Genomic DNA, 25,851 nt, shown 5'->3' on the forward strand with positions numbered 1-25,851 from the left:
CGAATGATCCTGACCGATAACGAAACCAAAGTTGATCTGCTGAACAACGAGGCCATTGCCACCACGATCATCGGGCTGCTTCGCGCGAAGCCCGACCATCCGGTGACGATCGGCGTACATGGCGACTGGGGGGCGGGAAAGTCCAGCGTGCTCGAAATGATCGAGGCTGGCTTTGCCGATCAGGACGATGTTCTGTGTCTCAAGTTCAATGGATGGCGCTTCCAAGGCTTCGAGGACGCGAAAATCGCGTTGATCGAGGGAATCGTCACAGGCTTGGTCGAAAAACGTCCAGCACTAAAAAAGGCGGCAGTGGCCGTCAAGGATGTTTTCCGTCGCATCGACTGGCTGAAGGTCGCCAAGCGGGCCGGGGGCCTGGCCCTGACCGCATTCACTGGCATCCCGACGCCCGAGCAAATCGGAGCCATCGTCGGCTCACTCGAAGCACTCGTGGCAGACCCCGCCAAGCTCCTCACGAAAGAAAACCTTTCGACAGCCATTGATGAAGCGAAGGCCGTCCTGAAACCGGGCGAGTCCAAGAATGTGCCGGAGGAAGTGGAGGCCTTCCGCAAGGCATTCGACCAGCTCCTGAAAGATGCAGGCATCAAACAGCTCGTTGTCCTGATCGACGACCTTGATCGATGCCTGCCCGACACCGCCATTGAAACGCTCGAAGCCATCCGGCTGTTCGTGTTCACCGCGCGAACGGCCTTCGTCGTCGCGGCTGATGAGGCAATGATCGAATACGCGGTGCGCAAGCACTTTCCAGACCTACCCGACAGCACTGGGCCGCGAGACTACGCCCGCAATTACCTCGAAAAACTCATACAAGTTCCGTTCCGCATCCCGGCCCTGGGTGAAACCGAGACGCGAATCTACGTGACGTTGTTGCTCGCTGGCGCAGAAGTCGGCGAGAACGACGAGAACTACGGGAAGCTGATCGCTGTAGCGCGAGAGAAGCTGAAACGGCCGTGGACCAGTGGCGGTCTGGATGCCGCGACGGTCAAGACAGCGCTCGGCCAACAGGCCGAGAAGGCAAACAATGCGCTGGCACTCAGCGACCAGATCGGACCCATTCTCGCAAGCGGCGCAAAGGGCAACCCGCGCCAAATCAAACGCTTCCTCAACACGCTTTTGTTGCGCGAGCGCACTGCGACTGCACGCGGTTTTGGCGACGACATCAAGCTCCCCGTACTCGCGAAGCTCATGCTCGCAGAACGATTCATCCCAAGGTTGTTCGAGCAAATCGCGTTCGTCGCAGCGGTCCATCCACAAGGGCTGTGTGAAGACCTCGAAACGCTGGAGAAGAGCCTGGTGTCGGCTGACGGCAAGGATAGCGAGTCGAAGGGGCAAAAGGCCGCCGAAGCGGTGTCCGCCTCTGACAACGCGGTGTTGAACGAGTGGAAGTCGTCGGAGACGGTGCGCGACTGGGCGCACCTCTCCCCGAAGCTATCAGGAATCGATCTGCGCCCCTACTTGTTCGTCACAAAGGACAAGAAAGACTACTTCGGTCCGGTGTCGGTACTCGGCCACCTAGCTGGCGTGGTCGAGAAACTGTTCGGCGGCAAGATGACCGTCCAGGGCTACGAAGCCGAGTTGAAGCAGCTCGTGCAGCCCGAAGCCGAAAAGGTGTTCGAGGCAGCGCGCAGCAAGATCATGAGCACGGGCACCTTCGATACCAGGCCTGCAGGCATCGATGGTCTCGCCGTCCTTGTGAAGGCGCAGCCTGGACTCCAGAGCCGGTTGATGGATTTCCTGGAGGCACTGCCAAGTGGAAAGTGTGGGCCTTGGGCTGTCAGCGGCTGGCAAGGCGTCATCAAGGACAGCGAATGCGCTGCTCGCCTGACGAAGCTGCTGGGAGACTGGAGCAAGGTCACCAATAACCCCGGCCTTAAGGCCAGCGCCGAAGCGGCGCTCAAGGATTTGAAGGGAGGACGTTGATGGGAACCTCGACGGCTTACGGCGGCCCTGGCGGCGGAACACCGCTTGTTCCGTCATGGTTGGGTGACGCCGATGGCGCGGGCGCGCCAGCAGCCCCTCCGGGCGATGGCGCAGTCCCGGACGGCCAGCCGCCGGCGGACGGCACCGCGCCGCCGGTGCCGCCGAACCGGCCACCCATTCCCAAGACGGCAGACCCGCAGCGTTTCTCCGGTGCTCGCAACAGCTTCACGCGATTTGCCGGTTCTGGTGGCAGCGATCGTGCCAACCTGGGCCGCGCAGTCTCAAGATACGTCTCAACATCGGCCGGCGGCGCGCGCCAGGCTGCCCAACGCATGGGCGCCTCGCGCGGAGCCGGGGCACGGCTGCTTGGCTTTCTGGCCGATGCACAAGCAAGGGGTGTGCGCGAGGCGCTACGGGCGCTGGACCTGGAGTCGTTGGCCGGACGACCGCTCACGGAAATCTTCGTTGGCCTAGCCGACTACGTCTGCCCAGGCGCGGGCACCGTCGATGAAGGCATCGCCCGCGAGGCGTACATTGAAACCATCGTTGAACTGGCAAGTGAAGGGCTTACCGATCTGACCACCTTCACGCCGGATCAGATGCAGACAGTCTTCGAGCTGTATGCCACACACGCGATAGAAGCCCGCATCTGCAACGACATTGGCACAAAGGCCGTGACCATGCCAGCGGACACGCAAGCTGCGCACCGCGTCGAACAGCAGTTGCGCGACTTCATCCGGGGCGGGGTGAGCGACGCGCTGACGCGGGCCCGTGCGGAAACGCCGAATCTCACGCCGGAGCGAATTCAGGGTTTCGTCGATGCGCTGTACGAGTCTGCATTTGCAATCTTGCAAACCCTGGGCGATGCGGAGGCGGACCAATGAAGCGACAACTCCTGGCGGGCCGCTTCGGTCCTGACGACAGCTTCGATGTGACGGCGGGCGCCGATGAACAAAGGACCTACCTGCAACTCGTTGCCGGCGAGAAGTCTTTGGATCATGGCATCGGTGGCGCGCTGACTAGCTTGAAAAAAATCGGTGTGTTTCCCTCGGAGATCGGCATTGACCTGCTGGTCTTGGCCGCCCATGTCCATGCGGCGGACACACGCATCTCTCGCACCGAGCAATCGCAGGACTCATGGACGCGCGAGATACGACTGGTTGTGCCGGTAAGCGATCCATCTCGCTGGACCGCTGCGGCACCGACTCTCAAGAAGTCTCTGGATTTCCTGACGGGCGATCGCTGGACGATCGGGTTCAGGGCACGTCCAGATCGGTTCGCGACGATCACCCAAGCAGCGCCTCCGAGTCTGATCGCTCCTCCCTTTGATTCCGTCAGCCTGTTCTCGGGTGGATTGGACAGCTTGATCGGGGCGATCGATCTGCTGGAGGACGGCGCCACTCCCCTACTGGTCAGCCACTTCGGCGAGGGCGCGACGAGCGATGCTCAAGGCAAGCTGTTCGCAGGTTTGAAGAAGCACTACGTCAAGTCATCTTTCGAGCGTTTGCGGGTCGGCATGACCTTCGTGGATGGTCTTGTGGAAGGCGTCGGCGGCGAGAACAGCACACGCGGCAGGTCGTTCCTGTTTTTCGCTCTCGGGGTGTTCGCGGGTACTGGGCTTGGGCGCCGTTTCATCCTGCGTGTCCCCGAGAATGGGCTGATCGCGCTGAATGTGCCTTTGGACCCCCTGCGGTTGGGATCAAACAGCACCCGCACCACGCATCCGTATTACATGGCGAGGTGGAACGACCTGCTCGTCGCACTCGGCATAGACGGCGAGATCCGGAACCCATACTGGGAGAAGACGAAGGGCGAGATGGCCGCAGCCTGCCGCAACCCAGACCTCTTGAAAAAGCTGGCGACAGATTCGTTGTCGTGCTCGTCGCCCGCCAAGGCCAGATGGCTAGGACATGGTATCGAGCAATGTGGCTATTGCCTGCCATGCCTCATCCGTCGCGCAGCGTTGACAGCAGCATGGGGGACCGGGAACGACCCGACGACGTACACGGTACCCGATCTTCATGCGCAGCCGTTGGACACACGCCAGGCGACAGGAGTGCAGGTCAGGTCGTTCCAGTACGCTATCGAGCGCTTGAAGGGTAAGCCCCAGCTCGCGAACCTCTTGATCCACAAGCCCGGCTCGCTTGCGGATGAAGCCGCACACTTGGACCAGCTTGCCGATGTCTACCGTCGCGGCCTGGGCGAAGTCGCACGACTCATCGACGGTGCAGAGGCGAAACCAAGATGAGGGTACGCGCATGATCGCCACTGCGGGCCTCGTGGACTTCCACTGCCATCTTGACCTCTACCCGGACCATGCAGCGGCGGTCCAGGATGCGGAGGCGTCCGGCGTGTTCACGCTGGCCGTAACGACGACACCTCGCGCGTGGCCCCGCAATCACGAACTCGCGCAGCGCACGAAGCATGTGCGCGCAGCGCTGGGGCTGCACCCCCAACTGGTCGCGGAGCGTGAAAGCGAGATCGAGCTGTGGGATCGATACCTCGCGGAGACGCGCTATGTTGGCGAAGTCGGATTGGACGCCGGCCCCCGGTTCTTCAAGTCGCTCGATGCGCAGAAGCGTGTTTTCCAGCACGTGTTGCAGCGTTGCGCGCAGGCCGGTGACAAGATCATTACGGTCCACAGCATCAGATCGGCCAAGGCGGTTCTCGATCTCGTCGAAGCGAATCTACCGCCCGAGCGCGGAAAAATCGTTCTCCACTGGTTCACGGGAACAAAGAGCGAGGCGAAGCGCGCGTTGGCGTTGGGCTGCTACTTCTCCATCAACGCGGGAATGCTGGGCAATGAGAGGCACGCACCGATGGTGCAGGCTATCCCCTTGGATCGGATGCTGACGGAAACCGATGGCCCTTTCACTCGCACCGGCGACAGGCCTTCACAGCCGACCGATGTAGCAAGCGTCGTTGAGGAACTGGGGCGTTTGCATCGGCTACCTGCGAGCGACGTGGCCAGCCTCGTTCGCGACAACCTACGAGCATTGCTCGGATAGCTGGAGGCGGAACGCTCCGAGCGGACTGTACGTCCGCTGGAGTGTTCCCCAACACGCCCTAGCAGGTTGTCTCCGATAGGTACTGAACCTCACCATGACTCCATGCAGCACACTCATGGAGTCCGAGGTGAAACAGCTACCGCAAGCATTGAACACGGATGGCATCGACGCCGATCAGTCCCTCCCGTTGCCGGGGACAGAAGCCTACGAGTCGCTGCCGCAGTTCCCCAAACGCAGCGCTCTTCCCTTCCGCCGCACCATCCGCCGAAAGGAGCTGCGTCAGATCGTCCCCTTGGCAGAAACGACGATCTACGAAATGGAGCGCCGCGGCGAGTTCCCACGTCGCTTCAACCTGACCCCGCGCTGCGTCGTGTGGGACCTGGCCGAAGTGGAAGCGTGGATCGAGCAGCGCAAGCAAACCCCTCGCGCCGGCACCTCGAAGCCGGATGTCCACCTGCGAAAAACTCGCCCTGTCCGGACGGATTCGGGCGAGGAATGAAAACGAGGGCGGGCGCTCATCCGACCACGGCTGTAGTTGCTTGGACGACAAGGGGCGGCAACCACCGGACTTCCTTCGCCATGTTGACCTGCAACCCCTCCAGCCACCCTTTCACCCTGTCAGGCAGTTGCGCTCAACGCGGGTACCACCACGTTATCCGGCATCAGCCTCGGCACGTAGGTCTGCCCGTCGATCCAGGCATCGACCATGTTGGCCCACTCCTGCAGCATGTGGCGCCGCTGCTCGGCATATTCGGCCTTGTTGTAGATCGAGCGCGAGGAACGCCCGTCCTCGTGTGCCAGGCATTTCTCGATCCAGTCGCGGTTAAAGCCGATTTCGTTCAGCAACGTCGAGCCGGTACGGCGCAGGTCGTGGACGGTGAATGGTTCTAGCGGCAGGCCTGCGGCCTTCGCTCGCTCCGCAACGATCTGCGTGACCCGATTCAAGGTCGCGTTCGACATGCAGCGGTCGGCGTCATAGCGCGATGGCAGCACGAATTTGGAACCAGCCGCACAGGTGTGCAGCGCCACGAAGATGTCGAGTGCCTGGCGCGACAGATAGACCACATGTGGGTTTCGCCCCTTCATCCGCTGCTTCGGGATCGTCCAGGTCGCGTTCTCGAAATCGACCTCATCCCACGTGGCCTGGATCAGTTCGCTCTTGCGCACCAGCGTCAGCAGGATCATGCGCAGCGCCAGCCGAATGGTCGGATAGGTGGCCACCGATTCCATCTGCCGCGCCATCAAGCGGATCTCCAACGGCGACAAGGCACGATCCTTCGGCACGAAGGTCGCAATCGACGCGGCACCCACGTCGGCGGCGGGGTTGTCCACCTTCTCGCCGTGCAAGATGGCGAAGGCATAGACCTGCTTCACGATGTCGCGGATATGTACCGCCGTGGCGGGCGCACCGCGCGCCTTCACCTTGTTGCACAGGGCGCGCAGGTCATCGGCAGTGATTTCATTGAGCTGCCGGTTCTCGAAGGCCGGCAGGATGTCCCGATCAACGATGCTCTTACGCATCGCCTTCGTGCTGTCGGCCATCCGGGCGCCCGCCAGCCACTTCTCGGTCACCTCGCCAAAGGTCTTGGCGGCGGTCAGCCGGCGCTTCTCGCGCTGCTTCTCCAGCGCCGGGGACTTGCCTTGGGCGACGGCCTTCTTAGCGTCAATCAGCTTTTCGCGGGCCAGCGCCAGCGAAATGCCCGCAGGCCCATAACGGCCGATGGTGAGCGTCTCACGGCGGCCATTGAGACGGTAATCGTAGCGGAAGGTGACGGTACCGGTAGGCGATACCGTCACGTACATCCCATCACGGTCGGAAGCCTTATAAGTCTTGGACTTAGGCTTGAGGTTGCGCAGTGCGGTGTCGGTGAGCATCGAGGTTCTTCTCCTGTTTTGGACGGCTTTTACCGTCAGGGGCCAGGAGACCTGCTGATGCTCGGAAAGCCGCATAAAACCAGCTTTCCCGAGAAGACTTTTACCGTCAAAGACGGCTTTGGTCTGAATAGTGAACGGGACGGTCTTAATCCGGCCTCCAGTTCTTACCGCCACTTCTACCGCCAACCTGTTCCGCTGGCCGGCGATAGCCACCGATAGCTGCCGTGACGTATCTCCTTATAAATCAATACGTTACAACATATTTTCGATAGCTGACGATAGTCCCCGAAGGACCTGATTTCACTCCCACTCAATCGTCGCCGGCGGCTTGCTCGACACGTCGTACACGACCCGATTGATCCCGCGCACTTCATTGATGATCCGCGACGAAACGCGAGCCAACAACGGATGCGGCAGCGGCGCCCAGTCAGCGGTCATGAAGTCAAACGTCTGCACCGCACGCAGCGCCACGACATACTCATACGTACGCCCGTCGCCCATCACCCCCACCGACTTCACCGGCAGGAACACCGCAAACGCCTGCGAGGTCAGCTCGTACCAGGTCAGGCCGCTGGCCTCGTCCTTGGTATTACGCAACTCTTCAATAAAGATCGCGTCGGCACGGCGCAGCAGTTCGGCATACTCATGCTTCACTTCGCCCAGAATGCGCACACCCAGACCCGGACCCGGGAACGGATGACGGTACACCATCTGCGGCGGCAGACCCAGCGCCACGCCCAGTTCGCGGACTTCGTCCTTGAACAGTTCGCGCAGGGGCTCCAGCAGTTGCAGGTTCAGCGTGTCCGGCAGGCCGCCCACGTTGTGGTGCGACTTGATCGACGTGGCCTTGCCCGTCTTCGCGCCAGCGGATTCGATGACGTCGGGGTAGATCGTGCCCTGAGCCAGCCACTTGGCGCTCTTCTGCTTGCCAGCTTGTTCCTGGAAGACTTCGACGAATTCGCGGCCGATGATCTTGCGCTTGGCTTCGGGGTCGGCGACGCCGGCCAGTTTGCCCATGAATTGCGCGGTGGCGTCGACGTGAATGATCTTCACGCCCATGTTTTCGGCGAAGGTCTGCATGACCTGCTTGCCTTCGTCCAGACGCAGCAGGCCGTGGTCGACGAAAACGCAGGTGAGCTGGTCGCCGATGGCCTTGTGAATCAGTGCAGCGGCAACCGAGGAGTCCACGCCGCCGGACAGGCCCAGGATGACTTCGTCGGTGCCGACCTGTTCGCGGATGCGGGCGACGGCTTCGGAGACGTAGTCAGGCATGTTCCAGTCGCCCGTGCATTCGCAGATTTCGTTCACGAAGCGGGCCAGCATGGCCTTGCCCTGAACGGTGTGCGTGACTTCGGGGTGGAACTGGACGGCGTAGAAGCGGCGGTCTTCGTCGGCCATGCCGGCGATGGGGCAGGACGGCGTGGAGGCCATCAGCTTGAAGCCGGGGGGCAGTTCGGTGACCTTGTCGCCGTGGCTCATCCAGACCTTGAGCATGCCGTGGCCTTCGGGCGTGCTGAAGTCTTCCAGGCCTTCCAGCAGCTTGGTGTGTCCGTGAGCGCGGACTTCGGCGTAGCCGAATTCGCGGTGGTCGGAAAAGCTGACCACGCCGCCCAGTTGCTGCGCCATGGACTGCATGCCGTAGCAGATGCCCAGTACGGGAACGCCCAGCTCGAACACGGCGTGCGGCACGCGCATGGAGCCCTCTTCGTAGGCCGAAGCGTGGCTGCCGGACAGGATGATGCCCTTCAGACCCTGCGCCTGCTGTTCGCGCACGAAGGCGTCGTCGACGTCGCCAGGGTGGACTTCGGAATAGACGCCGGCTTCGCGGACGCGGCGGGCGATCAGCTGGGTGACTTGCGAACCGTAGTCGAGGATAAGAATGCGCTGGTGCATGGAGACTCTACCCGTTGGAAATAAAACCGCACCGGCAGACCCGCTGTTCTTTGCGGATCTGCCGGTGCGTGATGCATGACATTGTAGTTGACTGTGCGGATCAGTCGGCGCGGTAGTTGGGCGCTTCCTTGGTGATCTGCACGTCGTGCACGTGGGACTCGCGCACGCCCGCGGAGGTGATCTCCACGAACTCGGTCTTGGTGCGCATGTCGTCGATGGTGGCGGCGCCGCAGTAGCCCATGGAGGCGCGGATGCCGCCGACCAGTTGGTAAATGATGGCGAGCACGCTGCCCTTGTAGGGGACGCGGCCTTCGATGCCTTCGGGGACCAGCTTGTCGGCGTTGTTGGCCGGGTCCTGGAAGTAACGGTCGGCCGAACCTTCCGTCATGGCGCCCAGGCTGCCCATGCCGCGGTACGACTTGTACGACCGGCCCTGGAACAGCACGACTTCGCCGGGGGCTTCTTCGGTGCCGGCGAACATGCCGCCCATCATGCATGCGAATGCGCCGGCGGCCAGCGCCTTGGCGACGTCGCCCGAGTAGCGGATGCCGCCGTCGGCGATGAGCGGAACGCCCGTGCCTTCCAGCGCCTTGGCCACTTCGGAGATAGCGTGGATTTGCGGCACGCCGACGCCGGCCACGATACGCGTGGTGCAGATGGAGCCCGGGCCGATGCCGACCTTGACGCCGTCGGCTCCGTGCTCGACCAGCGCGCGCGCGGCGGCTGCGGTGGCGATGTTGCCGCCGATGACTTCAACCTTGGGGTAGTTCTGCTTGACCCAGCGCACGCCTTCGAGCACGCCCTTGGAGTGGCCGTGCGCGGTATCGACGATGAGAACGTCGACGCCAGCGGCGACCAGCTTTTCAACGCGTTCTTCGGTGTTGCCGCCTACGCCCACCGCCGCGCCAACGCGCAATTGGCCTTGGGCGTCCTTGCTGGCCATCGGGTGTTCGGTGTTCTTGACGATGTCCTTGACGGTGGCCAAGCCACGCAGTTCAAAGCCGTCGTTCACGATCAGCACGCGTTCCAGACGGTGCTTGTGCATCAGGGCCTGCGCTTCGTCGAGCGTGGCGCCTTCCTTCATGGTGACCAGGCGTTCCTGCGGCGTCATGATGTTGCGCAGGGGCTGATCCAGGTTTTCTTCGAAGCGCAGATCGCGGTTGGTGACGATACCGACCAGCTTGCGGCCTTCAACGACCGGCAGGCCCGAGATGCCATGCTGGCGCTGCAACGCAATGGCGTCGCGCACTTTCATCTGGGGGGTGACGGTGACCGGATCGATCACGATGCCGAATTCGTGGCGCTTGACGCGAGCCACTTCACGCGCTTGGGCGTCGGCGGAGAGATTCTTGTGGATGATCCCGATGCCGCCTTCTTGCGCCATGGCGATGGCCAGACGCGATTCGGTGACGGTGTCCATGGCGGCGGACACGAGGGGGATGTTCAGGCTGATATTGCGAGTCAGGCGCGTGGCCAGGGAGGTGTCGCGCGGCAACACCTCGGAATACGCAGGCACCAACAACACATCGTCGAAGGTGAGCGCTTTTTGAACGAGACGCATGGGTAACTCCGGGCGCAAAGCAAGATTATACGCCGTCGGCATGTTTTGACTAGGTGTTGACCCTAGGTTGGGATGGATATTTATGACACTGCCTAACGACGCGGTTCACGCGCCTTAGCGTTTTATCCGGATTATATTGACAGCTGTTTTTACCCGGGCAATAATCCTCCCCATCAAATTACCCGGATATAAATATGCCTTCCCCCCTCCCCGATTCCCACACCGCCTTCGAAGGCCATCGGATGCTGGCGGCCGGCGCCCTCGCCGACGTGGCGCTGGCCGTCAGGCAGGCGCTGAACGCGCGCCGCAACGACGCGGTGCTGGTTTTCGAGGACACGACCGGCAAGCAGATCGACCTCGACCTTCGCGGCGACGACGCGCAGATCGTCGCCCGCCATACGCCAACGGACGTTGTTGCCCCCGCGATTGACGACGCGCAACCCGGCGACACCCCGCGAGGCCGAGGCCGGCCGAAGCTCGGCGTAGTGCCCCGCGAAGTGACCTTGTTGCCTCGCCATTGGGATTGGCTAAGCGCCCAACCCGGCGGCGCGTCGGTGGCGCTGCGCAAGCTGGTGGAGCAAGCCCGCCGCGACAACGAGGCGCAGGATGCGCGGCGCCAACGCCAGGAAGCCGCCTACCGGTTCATGTCGAGCCTGGCCGGCGACCTGCCGGGTTTCGAGGATGCGACGCGTGCGCTCTATGCCGATGACCGCGATGCGTACGCCCGGCACGTCGCACAGTGGCCGAAGGATGTGCGCCGCTATGCGGCCGAACTGGCGTGGGGCGCACACGAAGGGTCTTCCGAAAGCGCTTGATCCCGGCACGGGTCCGCGCCGCGCTACGGCAAGACTTGCCAAGCTGTTGCAATTGAACCCTGGAGAATCGCGGACCGCGGGCGTAACGTGAAAACGCGGCATATGCCGCGTTGCCTTTGCAGGTGCGCACCATGACGCCCACGACTTCCCGCCCCGATCCCCACCAAGCGGCCCCGGCCGCCGCGCCCGACACGCACGCGCCGCCGCATGCGGAAAAAGAACGCGCAAAGTCCGATCACCAGCACGAAGAAGCCCGGCGCAAGGCGCTGGTCGGTTCCCAGCACAAGGAGAACACGCGCGCCGTTGCGGCGCCGCGCTATCACGGACATCGGGGCGGCTGAAGGCGCCGGTTCCCGCGCTTGCCGGCCGCGCGCATTTCGACAGCGCGCTCGTCGGCAACGCGCCCCGCGGACCGCTCGAACGGGTTTTTGCGGTATGTTTCTGCAACCCCCGACGGATCCCGACGATGCAGTCCGACGAAAACTACCTTCTCTATGACGGCGATTGCCCCTTCTGCTCGAACTACGTGCGGATGATGCGGCTGCGCAAGGCCGCTGGGCCTGTCGCCATGCTGAACATGCGCGACCATCCCGATCTGGCCGCGCACCATCGCGCGCAAGGCTATGACCTGAACCAGGGCATGCTGTTGCACCTGGATGGCCGCGACTACTGGGGCGCGGACGCGATCCACCGGCTGGCCTTGCTCAGCACGGGCAGCGATGTGTTCAATCGCCTGAACGCCACCATCTTCAGCAACGCGTGCCTGTCCAAGGCGCTCTATCCCTTCATGCGCACCGGCCGCAGCCTGACGCTGACGTTGCTGGGCAAGAAAAAGATGCCTTGACACGCTTGCGGCGCAATTTCCGCACAATGCTGACGGCCAGGCGCACGCCTGCGGAACGCTCGTCCGCAAGTAGCAGGCCGGCCACCCGCAAGCCTATACACCCTGACAACCGGAACTGACCTGATGATCTATTTCTTTGGCGCCCTGCTTCTCGCGTCTACGCTGGCCGCTGCCGTCTACCGCCGCATGCAGCGCAGACCCGAGGACTCCGGCCGCGCCATGTCGCGCGACATGCTGTCGGGCGCCGCGATCTTCGCATTCATGGGACCGGCCGTCGCCATAGTGCCCATCGCTGTGACCATGTCGATCGGCGCCCAGGATCCTGAACTGCTCCTGTTCGGTCTCTATGGGCTGCCGTGGGCGTATCTGTTTGGCGGTGTGCCGGCGCTCTTTTGCGGGTTGACGGCGGGCGCGCTCAAGCCCGTCGCGCCGTCCTGGCTGGCCGTCCTGCGCATGGGGCTCATTGGCGCGGCGTATGCCTTTGTCTTTTTGCTGACGTTCGGCAGCCGCGACAGATCGTTGGCAGCGCTGGGATTTCCGCTGTTCATGGGCGCCCTGCCCGCCGCAGTGGCCGGTCTGCTGTGCGCGCGGGTGTTCTACGGCAAGCCGGTGGCTATTCGCTAGCCCAATTCAAATCCGGCGACGCGGCGCCGTGCGCATGAAAGTACAACAGCGCGGACGCCGCCTTGGAACGGTCCACGCACTGGTACTGCGGATAACTGCCTGATTGTCCACCCGCCACCAGGTCCTGGTCGTGATCTTCGGATTTGGCGGGGTCGATCAGCGTGTGGATCCGCGTGTCGCCGCCGGAGGAGATGAACACGACATAGGCGCCATCACCGCCGCCGATCGACATGACCGTGTCGTCATCAATCACGAAGGCGGTCGAACTGAAGACCGCGCCATCCAGTCTGTCCAGGGCGGCGAGCAGGTCGCCCTCGGTCGGGGATTCATGGGCGCGGGTCTGTTCCTGGTCGTCTTGACGCATTTCTTCGATGATTCTGACGATTTTCACGGTGCTCCATTCGCCGGCTGGCGGCGCGTTGAGGGGTGGTCGCATGCAAGGGATCACATGCAAGGGGAATCACGGCCGATACTACATTGGCCGCGATCCAAGCCGCCATTGACCACGCTGGAACGCTAGCGAATCACTGAGCGCGCGACGTGCGCGCGAAGAAGAATCGCAGCATCTCGGCCGTCGCATCCGGACCGGTCCGATCCGTGTAGGACCCTTGCTCCGAGCCGCCTGCCCAGGCATGGCCGGCGCCGTGGACATCCCAGCGTTCGGCGACGATGTTGCCCGCCGCATCGCGGTATACATGCTGCGTGCTGTCGCGCATGCTGCCCGCGCCCGCCACGCGAACGGTTTCGACACGCGCGTTGGGCCCCACGCTGGCCGCGATCACGTTGCCGGCATTGGCGGGATTGACGGTGGCGTCGCGATCGCCATGGAACACGATGACCGGCACGCCGTTGCCGGCCGGTGCGGCGGGTTTCAGGCCCACGCCCTTCATGGCGGACAGCGCCGAAGGCAGGTCCGTCGCCGCGCCAGCGGCCAACCCCGAATGCACACCTGCCGCCGCATACAGTTCGGGATAAGCGCCCGCCAGAATCGCTGCCATCGCCCCGCCCGCCGACAGACCCGCGACATACACGCGCGTGGGATCAATGTTGTGGGCGGCGATCACCTCGCGCGTCATGCCCGCAAGGATGGACGGCTCGCCCCGGCCTGGCTGCTGATGGTTGTGCTTGAACCAGTTCCAGCACTTCTGCGGATTGGCGTCGCGCGATTGCACGGGGTACAGCACATGAAAGCCCTGCTCGCGCGCAGCCGCATTCATGGCGGTGCCCGCGGCGAAATCGTCTGCGTCCTGCGTGCATCCGTGCAGCATGACCACCAGCGGACGCGGCGTGCCATCCGGGTTGGGCGGCACATACAGCTTGTAGGCGCGCTGCCCGGACGAATTGCGGAATGACCCCGCCGTGAACGTATCGCCCGCGGCGGCAGGTTTTGGGGCGGACTGCGCAGCGTCGCCGGAAACGTGCGGCGCCGCGCTGGAAGCTTGGGCGGTATCCGGAACTTCCCAAGCCTCCACGTCGATGACGTCGGCATCGTCCTGCCGGGCAGGCGCGGCAGCCAGGCCGTTTCGCAGGGCGGCCTGGATGGCGGCGGTTGCTGCCGTCAGATCGCCGGCCTGGGTGAGCTGGGTAGCCCGGTGCATGAGGTGCTGGAAATCAGGGTGCATGGCGTGACCTTTGTTTGCGCCGCGAGGGTCAGCGGATGCGCTGACGCAGGGCGGCTTTGACGGCGGGGCTGGCATGTAGCGCCCCCAGTACCGTCAGGGATTCGATCGTGGCGAGCGCAAGCTCGGGCGTGACGTCGGAGGCAATGGTTGCCAGGCCCAGCACCCGGATCTGAAGCATTTCGCCCGCGGTCTGGACCGCGAGCAAATCCTGGGCGGTGTAGTGCTGGATACCCAGCACCAGCGTCTTGCGGCTGACGGCCTGCCGCACGGCGTCGCCGTGGGTGGCAAGTTGATTGCGGATGGCCGTGCGGATGAGGTCCGTGCGGTTGGCGTAGAACCCTTCCTGGACGAGCAGATCGATCTGGCCCAGGTCGACGTAACCCAGGTTGATCGTGATCTTCTCGTCGGCAGGCTTGGAGGTGGAGGCGAGTTGAGAGGTGCGAGGCGGCATGGAGCGAATCATAAACCATCCACTTGGATGGTCTATGGATGTTTCAACTTGATATATCCGCGAATGGACAACGCAGGGAATGGACAACCCCAGGATTACGGCGACACCCGCAACCTGCTCATTGTGGAAATCGGCAAGGACTGGGCCCCCCGCCCGGACGACAAGATCGAACACTGGTTGGCCAGCCACGTCGGCGCGCCGTTGTCCGCGCCGAACCGCCCCAAGCGCCGCTAGATAGAAGTCTGGCTCACGCCTGTCCGGGGCTTCCGACAGTTTCCGGGCTGTTCCGCTTGGCCACGCGCTGCAGAAATGCATCCAGCGCCGGATTGTCGTGCTGCGCGTGCCAGGCCAGGTACATGTCCGCATACAGATCACGCTGGCCGATCGGCCGGAACACCACGCCTTCAAACCGCAGCTCGCGCGCGGAATCCGGCACGAGGCCCACGCCCAGCCCGGCTCGCACCAGCGCCAGCAACGTATGCGTCTGCCCGGCGCGCTGCACATACTGCGGCTGCACGTCCGCCAGGCCGAAAGCGCCCACGATGCGGTCGTAGAAGTACTTACCTTCCCGAGGCGAATACAGCACGAACGGCTGCCCTTGCAGCAACCGCAGCGGCACGATGGCGTGCTCGCACAAGGGTGAATCGGCGGGCAGCGCCAGCACCAGCGGTTCACGCTCAAGCAGGCGCGACTCGATGCCTGCCTGTTGCGGCACGCTGCGCGCCAGGATGGCGTCCAGCTCGTGGGCCAGCAGCAGGCGGCTCAGCTCGGTCGTCACGGTTTCGCGCAACTGGATCTCCACGCCCGGCAGCAGCTTGCGCGCCTGCACGATAAGCGACGGCATCAGGCGATACGAAGCCACGGCCGTGAAGCCCAGCCTGATGTGGCCGGCTTCGCCGCCGGACGTGCGGCGCGCGGTGGCGGCGGCCTGCGCCGAAAACTCAAGCAAATGGCGTGCATCGCGCAGAAAGCGCCGGCCGGCGGCGCTAAGCACCACCTGCCGGCTGTTGCGCTCGAACAGGGTCACGCCCAGGTCCTGCTCCAGCAGCTGGATCTGGCGCGAGAGCGGAGGTTGCGTCATGCACAGGCGCTCGGCGGCGCGGCCGAAGTGCAATTCTTCGGCAACCGCAATGAAGCACTCGAGCTGGCGGAATTCCATCGATTCAATCCTTGAATTGATTGATGCTATTTATAGCTCGAACGGCTATCCATGGACAGGCATCCCTATACTCGGCTGCAGGGCTGGATTCCGGCCCGCGAAGCATCAGGATGCCTTACCCGCAGCACCATTTTTTTGCGGCCTCGCCGCCATCAACGCCATAAAAGAGAAAATCCATGGAGACAAAGAACACCGCCCGGATTCGCGTCCGGCTCCTCGCCGCGGCGCTGGCCCTGGCTGCTACCGCCGCCTTGCCGCACGCGGCCAGCGCCGCAGGGTATCCGGAACGCCCGATCAATCTGATCGTCCCCTTCTCGCCCGGCGGCGGCACCGACATCTCGGCGCGCCTGCTGGCCGCGGCCCTGGGTGAAAAATTCTCGTCGTCGGTGGTGGTGGACAACCGCCCGGGCGCCGGCGGCCAGATCGCCGCCGACCTGGTGGCCCGTTCGCAGCCCGATGGCTACACGCTGCTGTTCGCAAACTCGGGCATGCTGGCGATCAACCCCTGGATCTACAAGCTGCATTCCGACCCGGTGAAGGCGTTTGCGCCCGTGTCGCTGTTTTCGGACCTGCCGTTCGTGCTGGTGGTGCCTGCCAGTCTGCCGGCCAAGAACGTCGCGGAGCTGGTGACGCTGACCAAGTCCCAGCCCGGCAAGCACACCTTTGCCAGCTCGGGCACGGGCGGCGCGCCCCACCTGTCCGGCGAGATCTTCCAGGAAGCCACCGGCGTGGATCTGGTGCACGTGCCCTACAAGGGCGGCGGCCCGGCGATGACCGATCTGATGGCCGGGCGCGTGGACATGCTGTTCGCGTCAGTCCTGGAGACCATGCCGTATGTCACGGCCGGCAAGCTGCGCGCGCTGGCCGTGACCGGCGCGACTCGCTCGCCCGCGATGCCGGACGTGCCCACCATCGACGAAGCCGGCGTCAAGAACGCGCAGAGCGGCTCGTGGACGGCGGTACTGGCGCCGGCCGGCACGCCGCAGGCAGTGATCGACAAGCTGTCCGAGGCGATCCGCGCCGTGGCGGCCGATCCCGCGGTCAAGGCCAAGCTCGAATCGCAGGGCGCCATCGCCCACGGATCGACACCCAAGGAGCTGCAGGATCTGGCCGCTAGCGAGCGCGAACGCTATGGGCAGATAATCAAGTCCCGCAACATCCAGACCAACTGATTCCGGTCCCGGCCCGCCTCGGCGGGCCTTTCCTTCTTACCTACATAAGCCGTATCCATGACTGCATCCCTTCCCGCCTCCGCCGCCGATCTGCTGATGGTCGGTCCCCTGCTGCCTGAACTGGTGGCCGACCTGGAATCGCGCTACCGCGTTCATCGCCTCTGGGAGGCCCAGGACAAGGCGGCGCTGCTGCGCGAACATGGCGCCGCCATCCGCGGCATTGCCACCAGCGGCCGCTTCGGCGCGACAAAGGAATTGATCGACGCCCTGCCCGCCCTGGAAGGCATCTTCAGTTTTGGCGTGGGGTACGACACCATCGACATCGCGGCGGCAAAGGCGCGCAACGTCGTGGTCACCAACACGCCGGGCGTGCTGGACGCCTGCGTGGCCGATACCGCGCTGGCCCTGATGCTGGCCGTCTCGCGCCGCATCGCCGAAGCCGACCGCTTTGTGCGCGCCGGCCGCTGGCCCACCGAAGGATTCGGCCTGGGTTCGCGCATGACCGGCAAACGCTGCGGCATCGTCGGCCTGGGCAACATCGGCCTGCAGATCGCCCGCCGCGCGCAGGCCTTCGACATGGAGATCCTGTACACCAACCGCAAACCGCGCCCAGACGCGCCCGAGGGCTACCGTTATTGCCCGGACATCGTCGAGCTCGCCGCGCAATGCGACTTCCTGGTGCTGGCCGTGCCGGGCGGCGGCGCGACGCGCCACATGGTGAACGCACAGGTGCTGGACGCCCTGGGTCCGGACGGCTGGCTGATCAATATTGCGCGCGGCACGGTGGTCGACGAAGCCGCACTGGTAGCGGCGCTGCAGAACAAACGCATTGCCGGCGCCGGCCTGGACGTGTTCGAACACGAACCGGCCACGCCCCCGGAACTGAACGCCATGGACAACGTGGTGATGCTGCCGCACATTGCCAGCGGCACCCACGAAACACGCCGCGCGATGGCGGACCTGATGCGCGCAAATCTGGATTCGTGGTTCCGCGAAGGCCAGGTGCATACGCGCGTGGTGTAACGCGCAACTGCTGACTTCTGAGGCTTGCGCGGCCTGCCGGGTTGACCGGCAGGCCATTTTTCAGGCGGCTTCCACCGCCGGCGGATCGATGGACCGTTGCGGGGCGGGCAAGGTGCGATCACAAAGTGCCCAACCCGATGCCGGGTTGCGCCGGTCGTGCAGATAATCCCAATTGGCGCCGCATTCGCCGCACGTGAATGCCTCGTGCGTGACGCCGCGTTGCGCCAGGGGCAACGACCGGACATGGCCCAGGCTGATCAGGTTTTTATGCCCCGGCGCCCCCGCCTGATCCACGGTGATGGCCGCGCATTGGCCGCACAGCATCGCTCCACTCCCTTTCATTTTGCTTTCACGGAATGGTACGGACGACGGAGCTTCAAAGGCTCAACAATTCTCACATTCTGTATTGCGGAGTTACCCGTTCCCACGAAGCGGGCGCCATTGCTGTAAACACCGACGCCTGCCTTTCATCCCGGCGGACTATACTGGATAAATAAACAGTATTTTCCGCCATGCCGTTCAAAAACCCCCTTTCCCACGCCGACCTGCGGTGCATCCGCGAGCGTCAGCCCTGGAACCCCGATGTGATCACCCTGCTTTGGGAGGTCAAGCGGCTGCGTTCGATCTTGCTGCGCGCCTATCAGCTATCCGGCGACTTCAAGCGCCCGGCCGGCATCACCGGCGAGCTCTACGACGATTTCATACGCGACCTGCACCGCGAACCCTGCGTGCTGGAGCGCGACGACATGAAAGACGCGCTGCTGGAACCTTCCAACCGGTTGCGCAAGGGGATGGCTCCCAGATAGCGCTGGAGCGCAGACGGGCGCGGGAGTATCGTCAAAGGCGCATCCTGGCCCAGAACGGAGATGTCCCATGTCTGACCATTCGCAAACAGAATTGGAATCCGGCGCGTCACAACAGGGCAACCTCGTGCAATTCCTGCTGTGGATTGCGGCGCGTCCTCGCACCTACGCAGAGACCATGGAAGCGTGGCGTACCCACTGCCCCAGGCTGTCGGCCTGGGAAGACGCCACGGCGAATGGCTTGATCGACATGACGCAGGAACAAAGCACCGTGAAGGGCGAAGCCGTCCTGGTGCTGACGGAAAAAGGCCGTGCGCTTCTGGCCTCCCATGCGCCGATTCAGGGTGCGCAAGCCGGACCCGACGGGTCCTAGCGTTTCTCCCCGGCCCACCCCATTTCCATCGCTGGAATCTCGCCTGCGCTGCGCTGAATCGTCCTTCAGCGTCTGCGCCCTCTCCTGGCGCGCCGGACACCGCTCCCCCCCGGACTTACCCTAAGTCCTTGAAATAACTCGCGGTAATTAAAAATGCGCGGTCATTCGCATCTAGGGAATTTACTTATGCCTTTTTAGTATTTGTAGGGTGCATACTCGAGCGGCCAGAATTCGTCCTTGGCATAAATCAAGACCAATGGAACTCCGTCAACTCGAGGCCTTTGCGGCCGTCATGTCCACCGGCAGCGTCACCGCGGCCGGACGGCTGCTGGGACGCTCGCAGCCGGCGATCAGCCGGTTGTTGCAGGAACTGGAGGCCGAGATCGGCTATCCCCTGTTCGCGCGCAGCGGTCCCCGCGTGACGCCGACCGAACAGGGGTTCCTGCTGTATGACGACGTTGAACGCGCACTGACCAGCCTGCAGCAGATCCGCGGCCGGGCCGATGAAATCGCGCGCGGCCAGGCGCAGCCGCTCCTGGTGACCGCCACGTCCGCCCTCGCCGCCGGTCTGGTGCCCGCTGCCCTCAAACGCATCGAAGACCGCCTCGGCGCCGCACGCGTGCAGTTGCGCAGCGCCTCGCCGGAACGCGTGGTGCACGCTGTGCTGTCGGGCGCCGCGCAACTGGGCGTGACCAGCCTGCCGCTGGAACACCGCGGCCTGACCGTGCACTGGATTGCCCAGGCGCCTTGCGTCGTCGCCCTGCCCGAAGACGATCCTGTGGCGCAGCATGCCGTGGTGCCGGTGTCGGCCCTTGCCGGCCGCCGTCTCATCACCATGGCCAATCCCTATCGCCTGCGCCGCCGTCTGGACGCGGCCCTCTCGCACAACGTACAGGCGCTGGGCACCATCGAAACCAATTCGTCCGTCAATGCCTTGGCCGCCGTCCGCGCCGGGCTTGGCGTGTCGGTGCTGGAGCCCGTGACTGCCTACGGCTCGCCGGTGGCGGGCGTGGCGATCCGGCCCATCGACCTGGACATCCCCTTCTTTTTTGGGGTCATCACCCCGCAGTCGCAAACGCTGACGCCGGCCTGCCAGGCCATGGCGGACGCACTGGCCGAAGCCGCCGCAGCCCTGCTGCCGGACTTTGTGCTGCACGACGCCTGCGAGCATTCGGCGCTGTTGCAGTCGATCTACGGCGATGACGCCCCTGTTATGGAAACACCCGCATCATGAATCTGCCCATTGCCATCCCGCCGCAAGGCCTGCCCGCCCTGGAGGCGCGCCTTCGGCAAGACCTGTCCTGGCTGGAACTGCCCGCCAAGAACTGGGTGACGCCCCGGCTGGTCGATGGCCAGCAGGTGCTGGACGTGGCCATCATCGGCGGCGGCATGGGCGGTCTTGCGGCGGCGGCGTCGTTGAAGCATCTGGGCATCGACGCGCCGATTTTCGATCAGGCGCCCGAAGGCTTCGAAGGCCCGTGGGCCACGACGGCCCGCATGGAGACGCTGCGCTCGCCCAAGCAACTGACCGGTCCCGCGCTCGGCCTGCCCGCGCTGACCTTCCGCGCCTGGTTCGAAGCGCAATTCGGTTTGGACGCGTGGGAAGCGCTGGACAAGATCCCGCGCCTGCAATGGATGGACTACCTGCGCTGGTACCGCCGCGTGCTGAACCTGGACGTGCGCAACGAACACCGCATCCTGTCCGTGCAGCCGCGCGCCGACAAGCTGGTGGAACTGGACATCCAGTCGCCCGCCGGGCGCAGCACCGTCCTGGCCCGCCGTGTCGTGCTGGCCACTGGCCGCGACGGCCTGGGCGGCGCCTATGTGCCTGACTTTGCAAAGAAACTGCCGCGCGACCGTTGGGCGCATTCGTCCGACGTGATGGACTACAACACGCTGGCCGGCAAGCGCGTCGGCGTCGTGGGCGCGGGCGCATCCGCCATGGACAGCGCGGCGACCGCGCTGGAAGCCGGCGCGGCCAGCGTCGACCTGCTGATCCGCCGCAACGACATCCCTCGCATCAACAAGGGCAAGGGCGCAGGCAACCCAGGCCTGACCCACGGTCACCTGACGCTACCCGACGAATGGAAGTGGAAGATCCGCCACTACATCAACGCCGCGCAGGTGCCGCCCCCGCGCGGCAGCACGCTGCGCGTGTCGCGCCACCCGAACGCCTTCTTCAACCTGGGCTGTGGCGTGCTGGACCTGGCGCTGATCGATGATGAGATCCACGTCACCACGCCCAAAGGCGTGTTCGTGCTGGACTTCCTGATCTTCTCCACGGGCTTTCGTATCGACTGGACCGTGCGCCCGGAATTCGCGCCGCTCGCGCCTCACGTGCGCGCCTGGGGCGACCGCTACACGCCGCCCGCCGGCGAGGAAGACCAGGAACTGCATGATTCGCCCGACCTGGGCGCCGTCTTCGAATTGCAGGAAAAAGTGCCCGGCGCCTGCCCCGGCCTGGATCGCGTCCACTGCTTCTCGTACCCCGCCGCGCTGACGCAAGGCACGATCTCGGGCGACATCCCCGCCATCAGCGAAGGCGCCAAGCGCCTGGCGCAAGGCATCGCAGGTCTGTTCTACCGCGAAGACGTGGCCACGCACTACGCCAACATGGAAGCGTTCTCCGAGCCCGAAGTGTTCGGCGATGAATGGACCCCAGCCCCGGCGCCGGCGACCGCTTCGCAGGCGGAGACCGCGCAATGACCGCATGGCTGCTACGCCGCGTGGCGCAAGCCGCCGTGGTCGTGTTCCTGATGACGCTCATCGTCTTCGTGGGGCTGCACGCCATCGGCAACCCCGTGGACATCCTGATCGGCCAGGACGTGGACCAGGTCGACCGCGCGCGCATCATCGCTGAACTGGGTCTGGACAAGCCCCTGTGGCAGCAGTACCTGGCCTTCCTGAACGGCGCGCTGCATGGCAACCTGGGCAACAGCTTCGTCTACAACATTCCGGCGATCGAACTGGTGATCCAGCGCCTGCCGGCCACGCTTGAACTGGCGATCACCGCCCTGTCGTTTGCCGTCATCGTCGGCCTGCCGCTGGGCCTGTTCGCCGGCCTGTACCCCGACAGCCGCGCGTCCAAGATGATCATGGCCGGCAGCATCGTCGGCTTCTCGCTGCCCACCTTCTGGGTGGCGCTGATGCTGATCATGGCGTTCAGCGTGTCGCTCGGCTGGCTGCCGGCCAGCGGCCGCGGCCAGACGGTGGAGTTCCTGGGCTTCCAGTGGTCGTGGCTGACGGCCGACGGCTGGCGCCACCTGATCCTGCCGGCGTTCAACCTGTCGCTCTTCAAGATCTCTTTGGTGATCCGCCTGACCCGCGCCGGCGTGCGCGACGTGATGCCGCTGGACTTCGTGAAGTTCGCGCGCGCCAAGGGCCTGTCGCCGTTCCGCGTGGTCTGTGTGCACGTGCTGCGCAACACCATGATTCCGCTGGTGACCGTGCTGGGCCTGGAACTCGGTTCGACCATCGCCTTTGCCGTCATCACCGAAAGCATCTTTGCCTGGCCCGGCGCCGGCAAGCTGATCCTGGACAGCCTGAACGCGCTGGACCGCCCCGTGATCGTGGCCTACCTGATCGTGGTGGTGTGCCTGTTCGTGACGCTGAACCTGATCGTCGACATTCTGTACAAAGTGCTGGACCCCCGGGTACGGCTGGAGGCCACGGCATGAGTTCCGTATCCAATACCGCGCAGGCGCCTGCCCTGCGCCGCGAGTCGCCGTGGCGCCGCAACCTGACCGAGTTCCTGTCGTCCAAGACGGCGGTGCTGGGCCTGGTGGTGGCCACGCTGCTGATCCTGGCTGCCGTGCTGGCGCCCTGGATCTCGCCGCAGAACCCGTATGACCTCTTGCAGATCGACGTACTGGACTCGCGCCTGCCGCCCGGCACCATGAACGGCCTGGAGACCTTTCATTACTGGCTGGGCACCGACGGCCAGGGCCGCGACCTGTTGTCCGGCATCCTGTACGGCCTGCGCATCAGCCTGATGGTGGGCGTGGGCTCGGCGCTGATCGCCGGCATCATCGGCACGCTGCTGGGTCTGTTGGCCGCCTACGCCGGCGGCAAGGTCGACGCCTTCATCATGCGTCTCGTGGACCTGATCCTGTCGTTCCCGTCGATCCTGGTGGCGATGATGATCCTGGCCTATCTGGGCAAGGGCGTGGGCAACGTGGTGCTGACGCTGGTGATCCTGGAATGGGCCTACTACGCCCGCACCGCGCGCGGCCAGGCCCTGGTCGAACGCCGCCGCGAATACGTCGAAGCCGCCCGCTGCCTGGACATTCCCAACTGCCGGATCATGTTGAAGCACATCCTGCCCAACTGCCTGCCGCCGCTGATCGTGATCGGCACGCTGCAGATCGCGCGCGCCATCACGCTGGAAGCCACGCTGAGCTTTCTGGGCCTGGGCGTGCCGGTGACCGAACCGTCGCTGGGCCTGCTGATTTCCAACGGCTTTCAATACATGCTGTCCGGCGAATACTGGATCAGCTTCTACCCCGGCATCGCGCTGCTCATCACCATCGTGGCGATCAATCTGGTGGGCGACCGCCTGCGCGACGTGCTGAACCCGAGGACCCACAAATGACCGACCGCACCGCCTCGGCTGGCGCGCCGGCCACGCTTGAAGTGCGTAACCTGCGCACGCAATTCCATACCCGCGCGGGCGTGCTGCCCGCCGTGGATGGCGTCTCTTTTAAGCTGGAACGCGGCAAGATCCTGGGCCTGGTCGGCGAATCCGGCTCGGGCAAGTCCGTGACGGGCTTCTCCATCATGGGTCTGGTCGATGCGCCGGGCCGCATCGCCGGCGGCGAGGTCCTGTTCCAGGGCCACGACCTGACCAAGCTGGCGCCGCGCGAGTTGCGCAAGCTGCAGGGCAACCGCATCGCGATGATCTTCCAGGATCCGATGATGACGCTGAACCCCGTGCTGCGGGTGGACGTGCAGATGATCGAGACCGTGCGCGCCCATAACAAGATGAGCAAAGCCGAGGCCCGCATCCTGGCGCGCGACACGCTGGGCATGATGGGCATTCCCAGCCCCGAGGAACGCCTGCTGGCCTACCCGCATCAACTGTCCGGCGGCATGCGCCAGCGCGTGGCCATTGCCATTGCCATGCTGCACCGCCCGGATCTCATCATTGCCGACGAACCCACCACCGCGCTGGACGTCACCATCCAGGCGCAGATCCTGTCCGAAGTGCAGAAGCTCGCACAGCAGCACGGCACCAGCCTCATCTGGATCACGCACGATCTTTCCGTGGTGGCCGGCCTGGCCGACGACGTGGCCGTCATGTACGCCGGCCGCATCGTCGAACACGGCAAGGTCGACGACGTGCTGGACCGTCCGCAGCACCCGTACACCGTGGGCCTGATCGACAGTCTGCCCAGCAACAACCAGCGCGGGCAGCGCCTGCGCCAGATTCCCGGCATGACGCCGAACCTGCTGCACCTGCCGACCGGCTGTGCGTTCGCGGCGCGCTGCGCGCGCGCCACTGCCGCCTGCGGCCAGCAACCCGGCATCACCCAAGCCTTACCCGACCACGACGTGCGCTGCTTCCATCCTTCCATCCAGATCCACCGCGAGGTGGCGGCATGAGCGCAACCGCCAACGCCCCCACCCCGCTGATCGACCTGCGCCAGGTCAGCAAGCGCTTCGGCGAACGCAAGATCGGCGCCGCCGGCCGCGCGATGCAATCGCTGGGCCTGTCCAAGCCGCCCGCCATCACGCGTGCCGTGGACCATGTCGATCTCATCGTGAACCCCGGCGAAGTCGTCGGCCTGGTCGGCGAATCCGGCTGCGGCAAGTCCACGCTGGGCCGCATCGCGGCCGGCCTGCTCACGCCGTCGGGCGGCGAGGTCCGCATCAACGGCGTGCGCCCGGCCGACATGAACGCGGCCGAAGCCCACGCCGCGCGCCTGAAGGTGCAGATGATCTTCCAGGACCCCTATGCCAGCCTCAACCCGCGCCTGCGCGTGGACGAGATCGTCGGCGAAGCGGCGCGCATTCATGGTCTGGTCGGCAACGGCGACTTCGACGACTACGTCAGCGCGCAACTCGAGCGCGCGGGCCTGGACCCCGCCCTGCGCCAGCGCTATCCGCACCAGTTCAGCGGCGGTCAGCGCCAACGCATCGGCATTGCCCGCGCGCTGGCCGTGCAGCCGTCCATGCTGGTCTGCGACGAGGCCGTGGCCGCGCTGGATGTGTCGATCCAGGCGCAGATCCTGAACCTGTTCATGGACCTGCGCGAAGAGCTGAACCTGACGTATCTCTTCATCAGCCATGACCTGGGCGTGGTCGAACACCTGTCCGACCGCGTCGTCATCATGTACCTGGGCCGCGTCGTGGAAACGGCGACGGTGGAAGAAGTCTTCCAGCGTCCCAACCACCCGTACACCCAGGCGCTGCTGGCCGAGATTCCCACCCTGAAGTCGCGCCACAAGACCTTTACCGCGATCAAGGGCGAGATCCCCAGCCCGCTCAACCCGCCTACCGGCTGCCATTTCCATCCGCGATGTCCGCACGCGATGCCGCGCTGCAAGACCGAGGTTCCCACATTGAAGGGAATCGCCATCAACCACCTGAGCGCCTGTCACCTGAACGACATGGCCTGACGATCAATGACTGCGGCACGACCGCCGCGGTCAATGGACCCACTCCGTTCCCCCTCTACCAAGGATCCCGGAC

At 64.6% G+C, this 25,851-nt stretch carries 29 protein-coding genes; 21 read left to right on the forward strand and 8 right to left on the reverse strand.

Going from position 1 to position 25,851, the window contains the following annotated elements; genetic code table 11:
• Positions 1-3: 3 nt before the first annotated feature.
• The 5 genes from qatA (at position 4) to KW836_RS17700 (ending at position 5,445) form a co-directional block, all read left to right on the forward strand.
• Positions 4-1,938, forward strand: coding sequence for a Qat anti-phage system ATPase QatA (gene qatA / locus KW836_RS17680; protein ID WP_110140760.1), 1,935 nt, complete (start codon positions 4-6; stop codon positions 1,936-1,938).
• Positions 1,938-2,822, forward strand: coding sequence for a Qat anti-phage system associated protein QatB (gene qatB / locus KW836_RS17685; protein ID WP_032966680.1), 885 nt, complete (start codon positions 1,938-1,940; stop codon positions 2,820-2,822). The genes qatA and qatB overlap by 1 nt, the downstream gene beginning before the upstream one ends.
• Positions 2,819-4,186: a Qat anti-phage system QueC-like protein QatC gene (gene qatC, locus KW836_RS17690; RefSeq protein WP_110140762.1), complete on the forward strand. Its 1,368-nt coding sequence runs from the start codon at positions 2,819-2,821 to the stop codon at positions 4,184-4,186. The genes qatB and qatC overlap by 4 nt, the downstream gene beginning before the upstream one ends.
• A gap of 10 nt (positions 4,187-4,196) precedes the next feature.
• Positions 4,197-4,946, forward strand: coding sequence for a Qat anti-phage system TatD family nuclease QatD (qatD, locus tag KW836_RS17695; RefSeq protein ID WP_059529390.1), 750 nt, complete (start codon positions 4,197-4,199; stop codon positions 4,944-4,946).
• 115 nt (positions 4,947-5,061) lie between these two features.
• Positions 5,062-5,445 carry an AlpA family transcriptional regulator gene (locus KW836_RS17700; protein ID WP_110140764.1) on the forward strand — a complete coding sequence of 128 codons (384 nt, stop codon included), beginning with the start codon at positions 5,062-5,064 and terminating at the stop codon, positions 5,443-5,445.
• A gap of 119 nt (positions 5,446-5,564) precedes the next feature.
• On the opposite strand, the gene KW836_RS17705 is transcribed toward KW836_RS17700, so the two are convergent.
• A complete protein-coding gene (locus KW836_RS17705) occupies positions 5,565-6,821 on the reverse strand; it encodes a tyrosine-type recombinase/integrase (RefSeq protein WP_110140766.1) in 1,257 nt (418 codons plus the stop codon).
• Positions 6,822-6,878: 57 nt separating this feature from the next.
• Between KW836_RS17705 and KW836_RS17710 the strand changes: the two genes are divergently transcribed.
• Positions 6,879-7,040: a hypothetical protein gene (locus tag KW836_RS17710; protein WP_198654994.1), complete on the forward strand. Its 162-nt coding sequence runs from the start codon at positions 6,879-6,881 to the stop codon at positions 7,038-7,040.
• Between the two features lie 81 nt (positions 7,041-7,121).
• Here KW836_RS17710 and guaA read toward each other — a convergent pair whose 3' ends face one another.
• Both guaA and guaB read right to left on the reverse strand, forming a co-directional pair.
• Positions 7,122-8,714 carry a glutamine-hydrolyzing GMP synthase gene (guaA, locus tag KW836_RS17715; RefSeq protein ID WP_175121190.1) on the reverse strand — a complete coding sequence of 531 codons (1,593 nt, stop codon included), beginning with the start codon at positions 8,712-8,714 and terminating at the stop codon, positions 7,122-7,124.
• 100 nt (positions 8,715-8,814) lie between these two features.
• Positions 8,815-10,275 (reverse strand): IMP dehydrogenase, encoded by a 1,461-nt coding sequence (guaB, locus tag KW836_RS17720; protein WP_175121189.1) that lies wholly within the window; start codon positions 10,273-10,275, stop codon positions 8,815-8,817.
• A gap of 194 nt (positions 10,276-10,469) precedes the next feature.
• Between guaB and KW836_RS17725 the strand changes: the two genes are divergently transcribed.
• From KW836_RS17725 to KW836_RS17740, 4 genes are all read left to right on the forward strand, one after another.
• Complete coding sequence (locus KW836_RS17725; RefSeq protein ID WP_218344185.1) at positions 10,470-11,090, forward strand: DUF2239 family protein; 621 nt, start codon at positions 10,470-10,472, stop codon at positions 11,088-11,090.
• 131 nt (positions 11,091-11,221) lie between these two features.
• A complete protein-coding gene (locus tag KW836_RS17730; protein WP_218344186.1) occupies positions 11,222-11,431 on the forward strand; it encodes a hypothetical protein in 210 nt (69 codons plus the stop codon).
• Positions 11,432-11,556: 125 nt separating this feature from the next.
• On the forward strand, positions 11,557-11,934 hold the full coding sequence (locus KW836_RS17735; RefSeq protein ID WP_218344187.1) for a DCC1-like thiol-disulfide oxidoreductase family protein: 378 nt from the start codon (positions 11,557-11,559) through the stop codon (positions 11,932-11,934).
• A gap of 123 nt (positions 11,935-12,057) precedes the next feature.
• Positions 12,058-12,558 carry a hypothetical protein gene (locus KW836_RS17740; RefSeq protein ID WP_218344188.1) on the forward strand — a complete coding sequence of 167 codons (501 nt, stop codon included), beginning with the start codon at positions 12,058-12,060 and terminating at the stop codon, positions 12,556-12,558.
• Here the strand turns inward: KW836_RS17740 and KW836_RS17745 are convergent.
• From KW836_RS17745 to KW836_RS17755, 3 genes are all read right to left on the reverse strand, one after another.
• Entirely contained in the window at positions 12,548-12,949 is a 402-nt protein-coding gene (locus KW836_RS17745; RefSeq protein WP_218344189.1) for an Imm1 family immunity protein, read from the reverse strand. The genes KW836_RS17740 and KW836_RS17745 overlap by 11 nt on opposite strands.
• 133 nt (positions 12,950-13,082) lie before the next feature.
• A complete protein-coding gene (locus KW836_RS17750; RefSeq protein WP_218344190.1) occupies positions 13,083-14,180 on the reverse strand; it encodes a PHB depolymerase family esterase in 1,098 nt (365 codons plus the stop codon).
• Positions 14,181-14,208: 28 nt separating this feature from the next.
• Complete coding sequence (locus KW836_RS17755; protein ID WP_218344191.1) at positions 14,209-14,631, reverse strand: CopG family transcriptional regulator; 423 nt, start codon at positions 14,629-14,631, stop codon at positions 14,209-14,211.
• 63 nt (positions 14,632-14,694) lie between these two features.
• On the opposite strand from KW836_RS17755, the gene KW836_RS17760 reads away from it, so the two are divergent.
• A complete protein-coding gene (locus tag KW836_RS17760) occupies positions 14,695-14,865 on the forward strand; it encodes a hypothetical protein (protein WP_218344323.1) in 171 nt (56 codons plus the stop codon).
• 13 nt (positions 14,866-14,878) lie between these two features.
• On the opposite strand, the gene KW836_RS17765 is transcribed toward KW836_RS17760, so the two are convergent.
• Positions 14,879-15,790, reverse strand: coding sequence for a LysR family transcriptional regulator (locus KW836_RS17765; protein WP_175121181.1), 912 nt, complete (start codon positions 15,788-15,790; stop codon positions 14,879-14,881).
• Positions 15,791-15,966: 176 nt separating this feature from the next.
• Between KW836_RS17765 and KW836_RS17770 the strand changes: the two genes are divergently transcribed.
• Together KW836_RS17770 and KW836_RS17775 are read left to right on the forward strand one after the other, a co-directional pair.
• A complete protein-coding gene (locus KW836_RS17770) occupies positions 15,967-16,962 on the forward strand; it encodes a tripartite tricarboxylate transporter substrate binding protein (protein ID WP_218344192.1) in 996 nt (331 codons plus the stop codon).
• Positions 16,963-17,019: 57 nt separating this feature from the next.
• Positions 17,020-17,985: a 2-hydroxyacid dehydrogenase gene (locus tag KW836_RS17775; protein ID WP_218344193.1), complete on the forward strand. Its 966-nt coding sequence runs from the start codon at positions 17,020-17,022 to the stop codon at positions 17,983-17,985.
• A gap of 60 nt (positions 17,986-18,045) precedes the next feature.
• Here the strand turns inward: KW836_RS17775 and KW836_RS17780 are convergent, their stop codons facing one another.
• Entirely contained in the window at positions 18,046-18,327 is a 282-nt protein-coding gene (locus KW836_RS17780) for a hypothetical protein (RefSeq protein ID WP_255595845.1), read from the reverse strand.
• A gap of 170 nt (positions 18,328-18,497) precedes the next feature.
• Here KW836_RS17780 and KW836_RS17785 point away from each other — a divergent pair, with 170 nt between their 5' ends.
• The 8 genes from KW836_RS17785 to KW836_RS17820 all read left to right on the forward strand — a co-directional run bounded on the left by KW836_RS17785 (position 18,498) and on the right by KW836_RS17820 (position 25,778).
• Complete coding sequence (locus tag KW836_RS17785; RefSeq protein ID WP_175136209.1) at positions 18,498-18,791, forward strand: hypothetical protein; 294 nt, start codon at positions 18,498-18,500, stop codon at positions 18,789-18,791.
• 67 nt (positions 18,792-18,858) lie between these two features.
• On the forward strand, positions 18,859-19,161 hold the full coding sequence (locus tag KW836_RS17790) for a hypothetical protein (RefSeq protein ID WP_218344194.1): 303 nt from the start codon (positions 18,859-18,861) through the stop codon (positions 19,159-19,161).
• Positions 19,162-19,417: 256 nt separating this feature from the next.
• Positions 19,418-20,395: a LysR family transcriptional regulator gene (locus KW836_RS17795; RefSeq protein WP_218344195.1), complete on the forward strand. Its 978-nt coding sequence runs from the start codon at positions 19,418-19,420 to the stop codon at positions 20,393-20,395.
• Entirely contained in the window at positions 20,392-21,867 is a 1,476-nt protein-coding gene (locus tag KW836_RS17800; RefSeq protein WP_218344196.1) for an NAD(P)/FAD-dependent oxidoreductase, read from the forward strand. The genes KW836_RS17795 and KW836_RS17800 overlap by 4 nt, the downstream gene beginning before the upstream one ends.
• On the forward strand, positions 21,864-22,838 hold the full coding sequence (locus KW836_RS17805) for an ABC transporter permease (protein ID WP_056566643.1): 975 nt from the start codon (positions 21,864-21,866) through the stop codon (positions 22,836-22,838). Before KW836_RS17800 ends, KW836_RS17805 begins: the two co-directional genes overlap by 4 nt.
• Positions 22,835-23,752: an ABC transporter permease gene (locus KW836_RS17810; RefSeq protein ID WP_218344197.1), complete on the forward strand. Its 918-nt coding sequence runs from the start codon at positions 22,835-22,837 to the stop codon at positions 23,750-23,752. Before KW836_RS17805 ends, KW836_RS17810 begins: the two co-directional genes overlap by 4 nt.
• The gene (locus tag KW836_RS17815; RefSeq protein ID WP_218344198.1) at positions 23,749-24,762 is read left to right on the forward strand and encodes an ABC transporter ATP-binding protein; all 1,014 of its coding nucleotides are present in this window, start codon (positions 23,749-23,751) and stop codon (positions 24,760-24,762) included. Before KW836_RS17810 ends, KW836_RS17815 begins: the two co-directional genes overlap by 4 nt.
• On the forward strand, positions 24,759-25,778 hold the full coding sequence (locus KW836_RS17820; protein WP_175136204.1) for an ABC transporter ATP-binding protein: 1,020 nt from the start codon (positions 24,759-24,761) through the stop codon (positions 25,776-25,778). The genes KW836_RS17815 and KW836_RS17820 overlap by 4 nt, the downstream gene beginning before the upstream one ends.
• Positions 25,779-25,851 lie beyond the last annotated feature (73 nt).

It is taken from the genome of Achromobacter sp. ACM05 (assembly GCF_019218915.1).
Taxonomy (GTDB): Bacteria; Pseudomonadota; Gammaproteobacteria; order Burkholderiales; family Burkholderiaceae_B; genus Achromobacter; species Achromobacter animicus.

Coding starts and splice junctions, on each gene's coding strand:
- qatA (WP_110140760.1), top strand. CDS start 4: ATGATCCTGACCGATAACGAAACCAAAGTTGATCTGCTGAACAACGAG.
- qatB (WP_032966680.1), top strand. CDS start 1,938: ATGGGAACCTCGACGGCTTACGGCGGCCCTGGCGGCGGAACACCGCTT.
- qatC (WP_110140762.1), top strand. CDS start 2,819: ATGAAGCGACAACTCCTGGCGGGCCGCTTCGGTCCTGACGACAGCTTC.
- qatD (WP_059529390.1), top strand. CDS start 4,197: ATGATCGCCACTGCGGGCCTCGTGGACTTCCACTGCCATCTTGACCTC.
- KW836_RS17700 (WP_110140764.1), top strand. CDS start 5,062: ATGGAGTCCGAGGTGAAACAGCTACCGCAAGCATTGAACACGGATGGC.
- KW836_RS17705 (WP_110140766.1), bottom strand. CDS start 6,821: ATGCTCACCGACACCGCACTGCGCAACCTCAAGCCTAAGTCCAAGACT.
- KW836_RS17710 (WP_198654994.1), top strand. CDS start 6,879: ATGCTCGGAAAGCCGCATAAAACCAGCTTTCCCGAGAAGACTTTTACC.
- guaA (WP_175121190.1), bottom strand. CDS start 8,714: ATGCACCAGCGCATTCTTATCCTCGACTACGGTTCGCAAGTCACCCAG.
- guaB (WP_175121189.1), bottom strand. CDS start 10,275: ATGCGTCTCGTTCAAAAAGCGCTCACCTTCGACGATGTGTTGTTGGTG.
- KW836_RS17725 (WP_218344185.1), top strand. CDS start 10,470: ATGCCTTCCCCCCTCCCCGATTCCCACACCGCCTTCGAAGGCCATCGG.
- KW836_RS17730 (WP_218344186.1), top strand. CDS start 11,222: ATGACGCCCACGACTTCCCGCCCCGATCCCCACCAAGCGGCCCCGGCC.
- KW836_RS17735 (WP_218344187.1), top strand. CDS start 11,557: ATGCAGTCCGACGAAAACTACCTTCTCTATGACGGCGATTGCCCCTTC.
- KW836_RS17740 (WP_218344188.1), top strand. CDS start 12,058: ATGATCTATTTCTTTGGCGCCCTGCTTCTCGCGTCTACGCTGGCCGCT.
- KW836_RS17750 (WP_218344190.1), bottom strand. CDS start 14,180: ATGCACCCTGATTTCCAGCACCTCATGCACCGGGCTACCCAGCTCACC.
- KW836_RS17755 (WP_218344191.1), bottom strand. CDS start 14,631: ATGCCGCCTCGCACCTCTCAACTCGCCTCCACCTCCAAGCCTGCCGAC.
- KW836_RS17760 (WP_218344323.1), top strand. CDS start 14,695: ATGGACAACGCAGGGAATGGACAACCCCAGGATTACGGCGACACCCGC.
- KW836_RS17765 (WP_175121181.1), bottom strand. CDS start 15,790: ATGGAATTCCGCCAGCTCGAGTGCTTCATTGCGGTTGCCGAAGAATTG.
- KW836_RS17770 (WP_218344192.1), top strand. CDS start 15,967: ATGGAGACAAAGAACACCGCCCGGATTCGCGTCCGGCTCCTCGCCGCG.
- KW836_RS17775 (WP_218344193.1), top strand. CDS start 17,020: ATGACTGCATCCCTTCCCGCCTCCGCCGCCGATCTGCTGATGGTCGGT.
- KW836_RS17780 (WP_255595845.1), bottom strand. CDS start 18,327: ATGAAAGGGAGTGGAGCGATGCTGTGCGGCCAATGCGCGGCCATCACC.
- KW836_RS17785 (WP_175136209.1), top strand. CDS start 18,498: ATGCCGTTCAAAAACCCCCTTTCCCACGCCGACCTGCGGTGCATCCGC.
- KW836_RS17790 (WP_218344194.1), top strand. CDS start 18,859: ATGTCTGACCATTCGCAAACAGAATTGGAATCCGGCGCGTCACAACAG.
- KW836_RS17795 (WP_218344195.1), top strand. CDS start 19,418: ATGGAACTCCGTCAACTCGAGGCCTTTGCGGCCGTCATGTCCACCGGC.
- KW836_RS17800 (WP_218344196.1), top strand. CDS start 20,392: ATGAATCTGCCCATTGCCATCCCGCCGCAAGGCCTGCCCGCCCTGGAG.
- KW836_RS17805 (WP_056566643.1), top strand. CDS start 21,864: ATGACCGCATGGCTGCTACGCCGCGTGGCGCAAGCCGCCGTGGTCGTG.
- KW836_RS17810 (WP_218344197.1), top strand. CDS start 22,835: ATGAGTTCCGTATCCAATACCGCGCAGGCGCCTGCCCTGCGCCGCGAG.
- KW836_RS17815 (WP_218344198.1), top strand. CDS start 23,749: ATGACCGACCGCACCGCCTCGGCTGGCGCGCCGGCCACGCTTGAAGTG.
- KW836_RS17820 (WP_175136204.1), top strand. CDS start 24,759: ATGAGCGCAACCGCCAACGCCCCCACCCCGCTGATCGACCTGCGCCAG.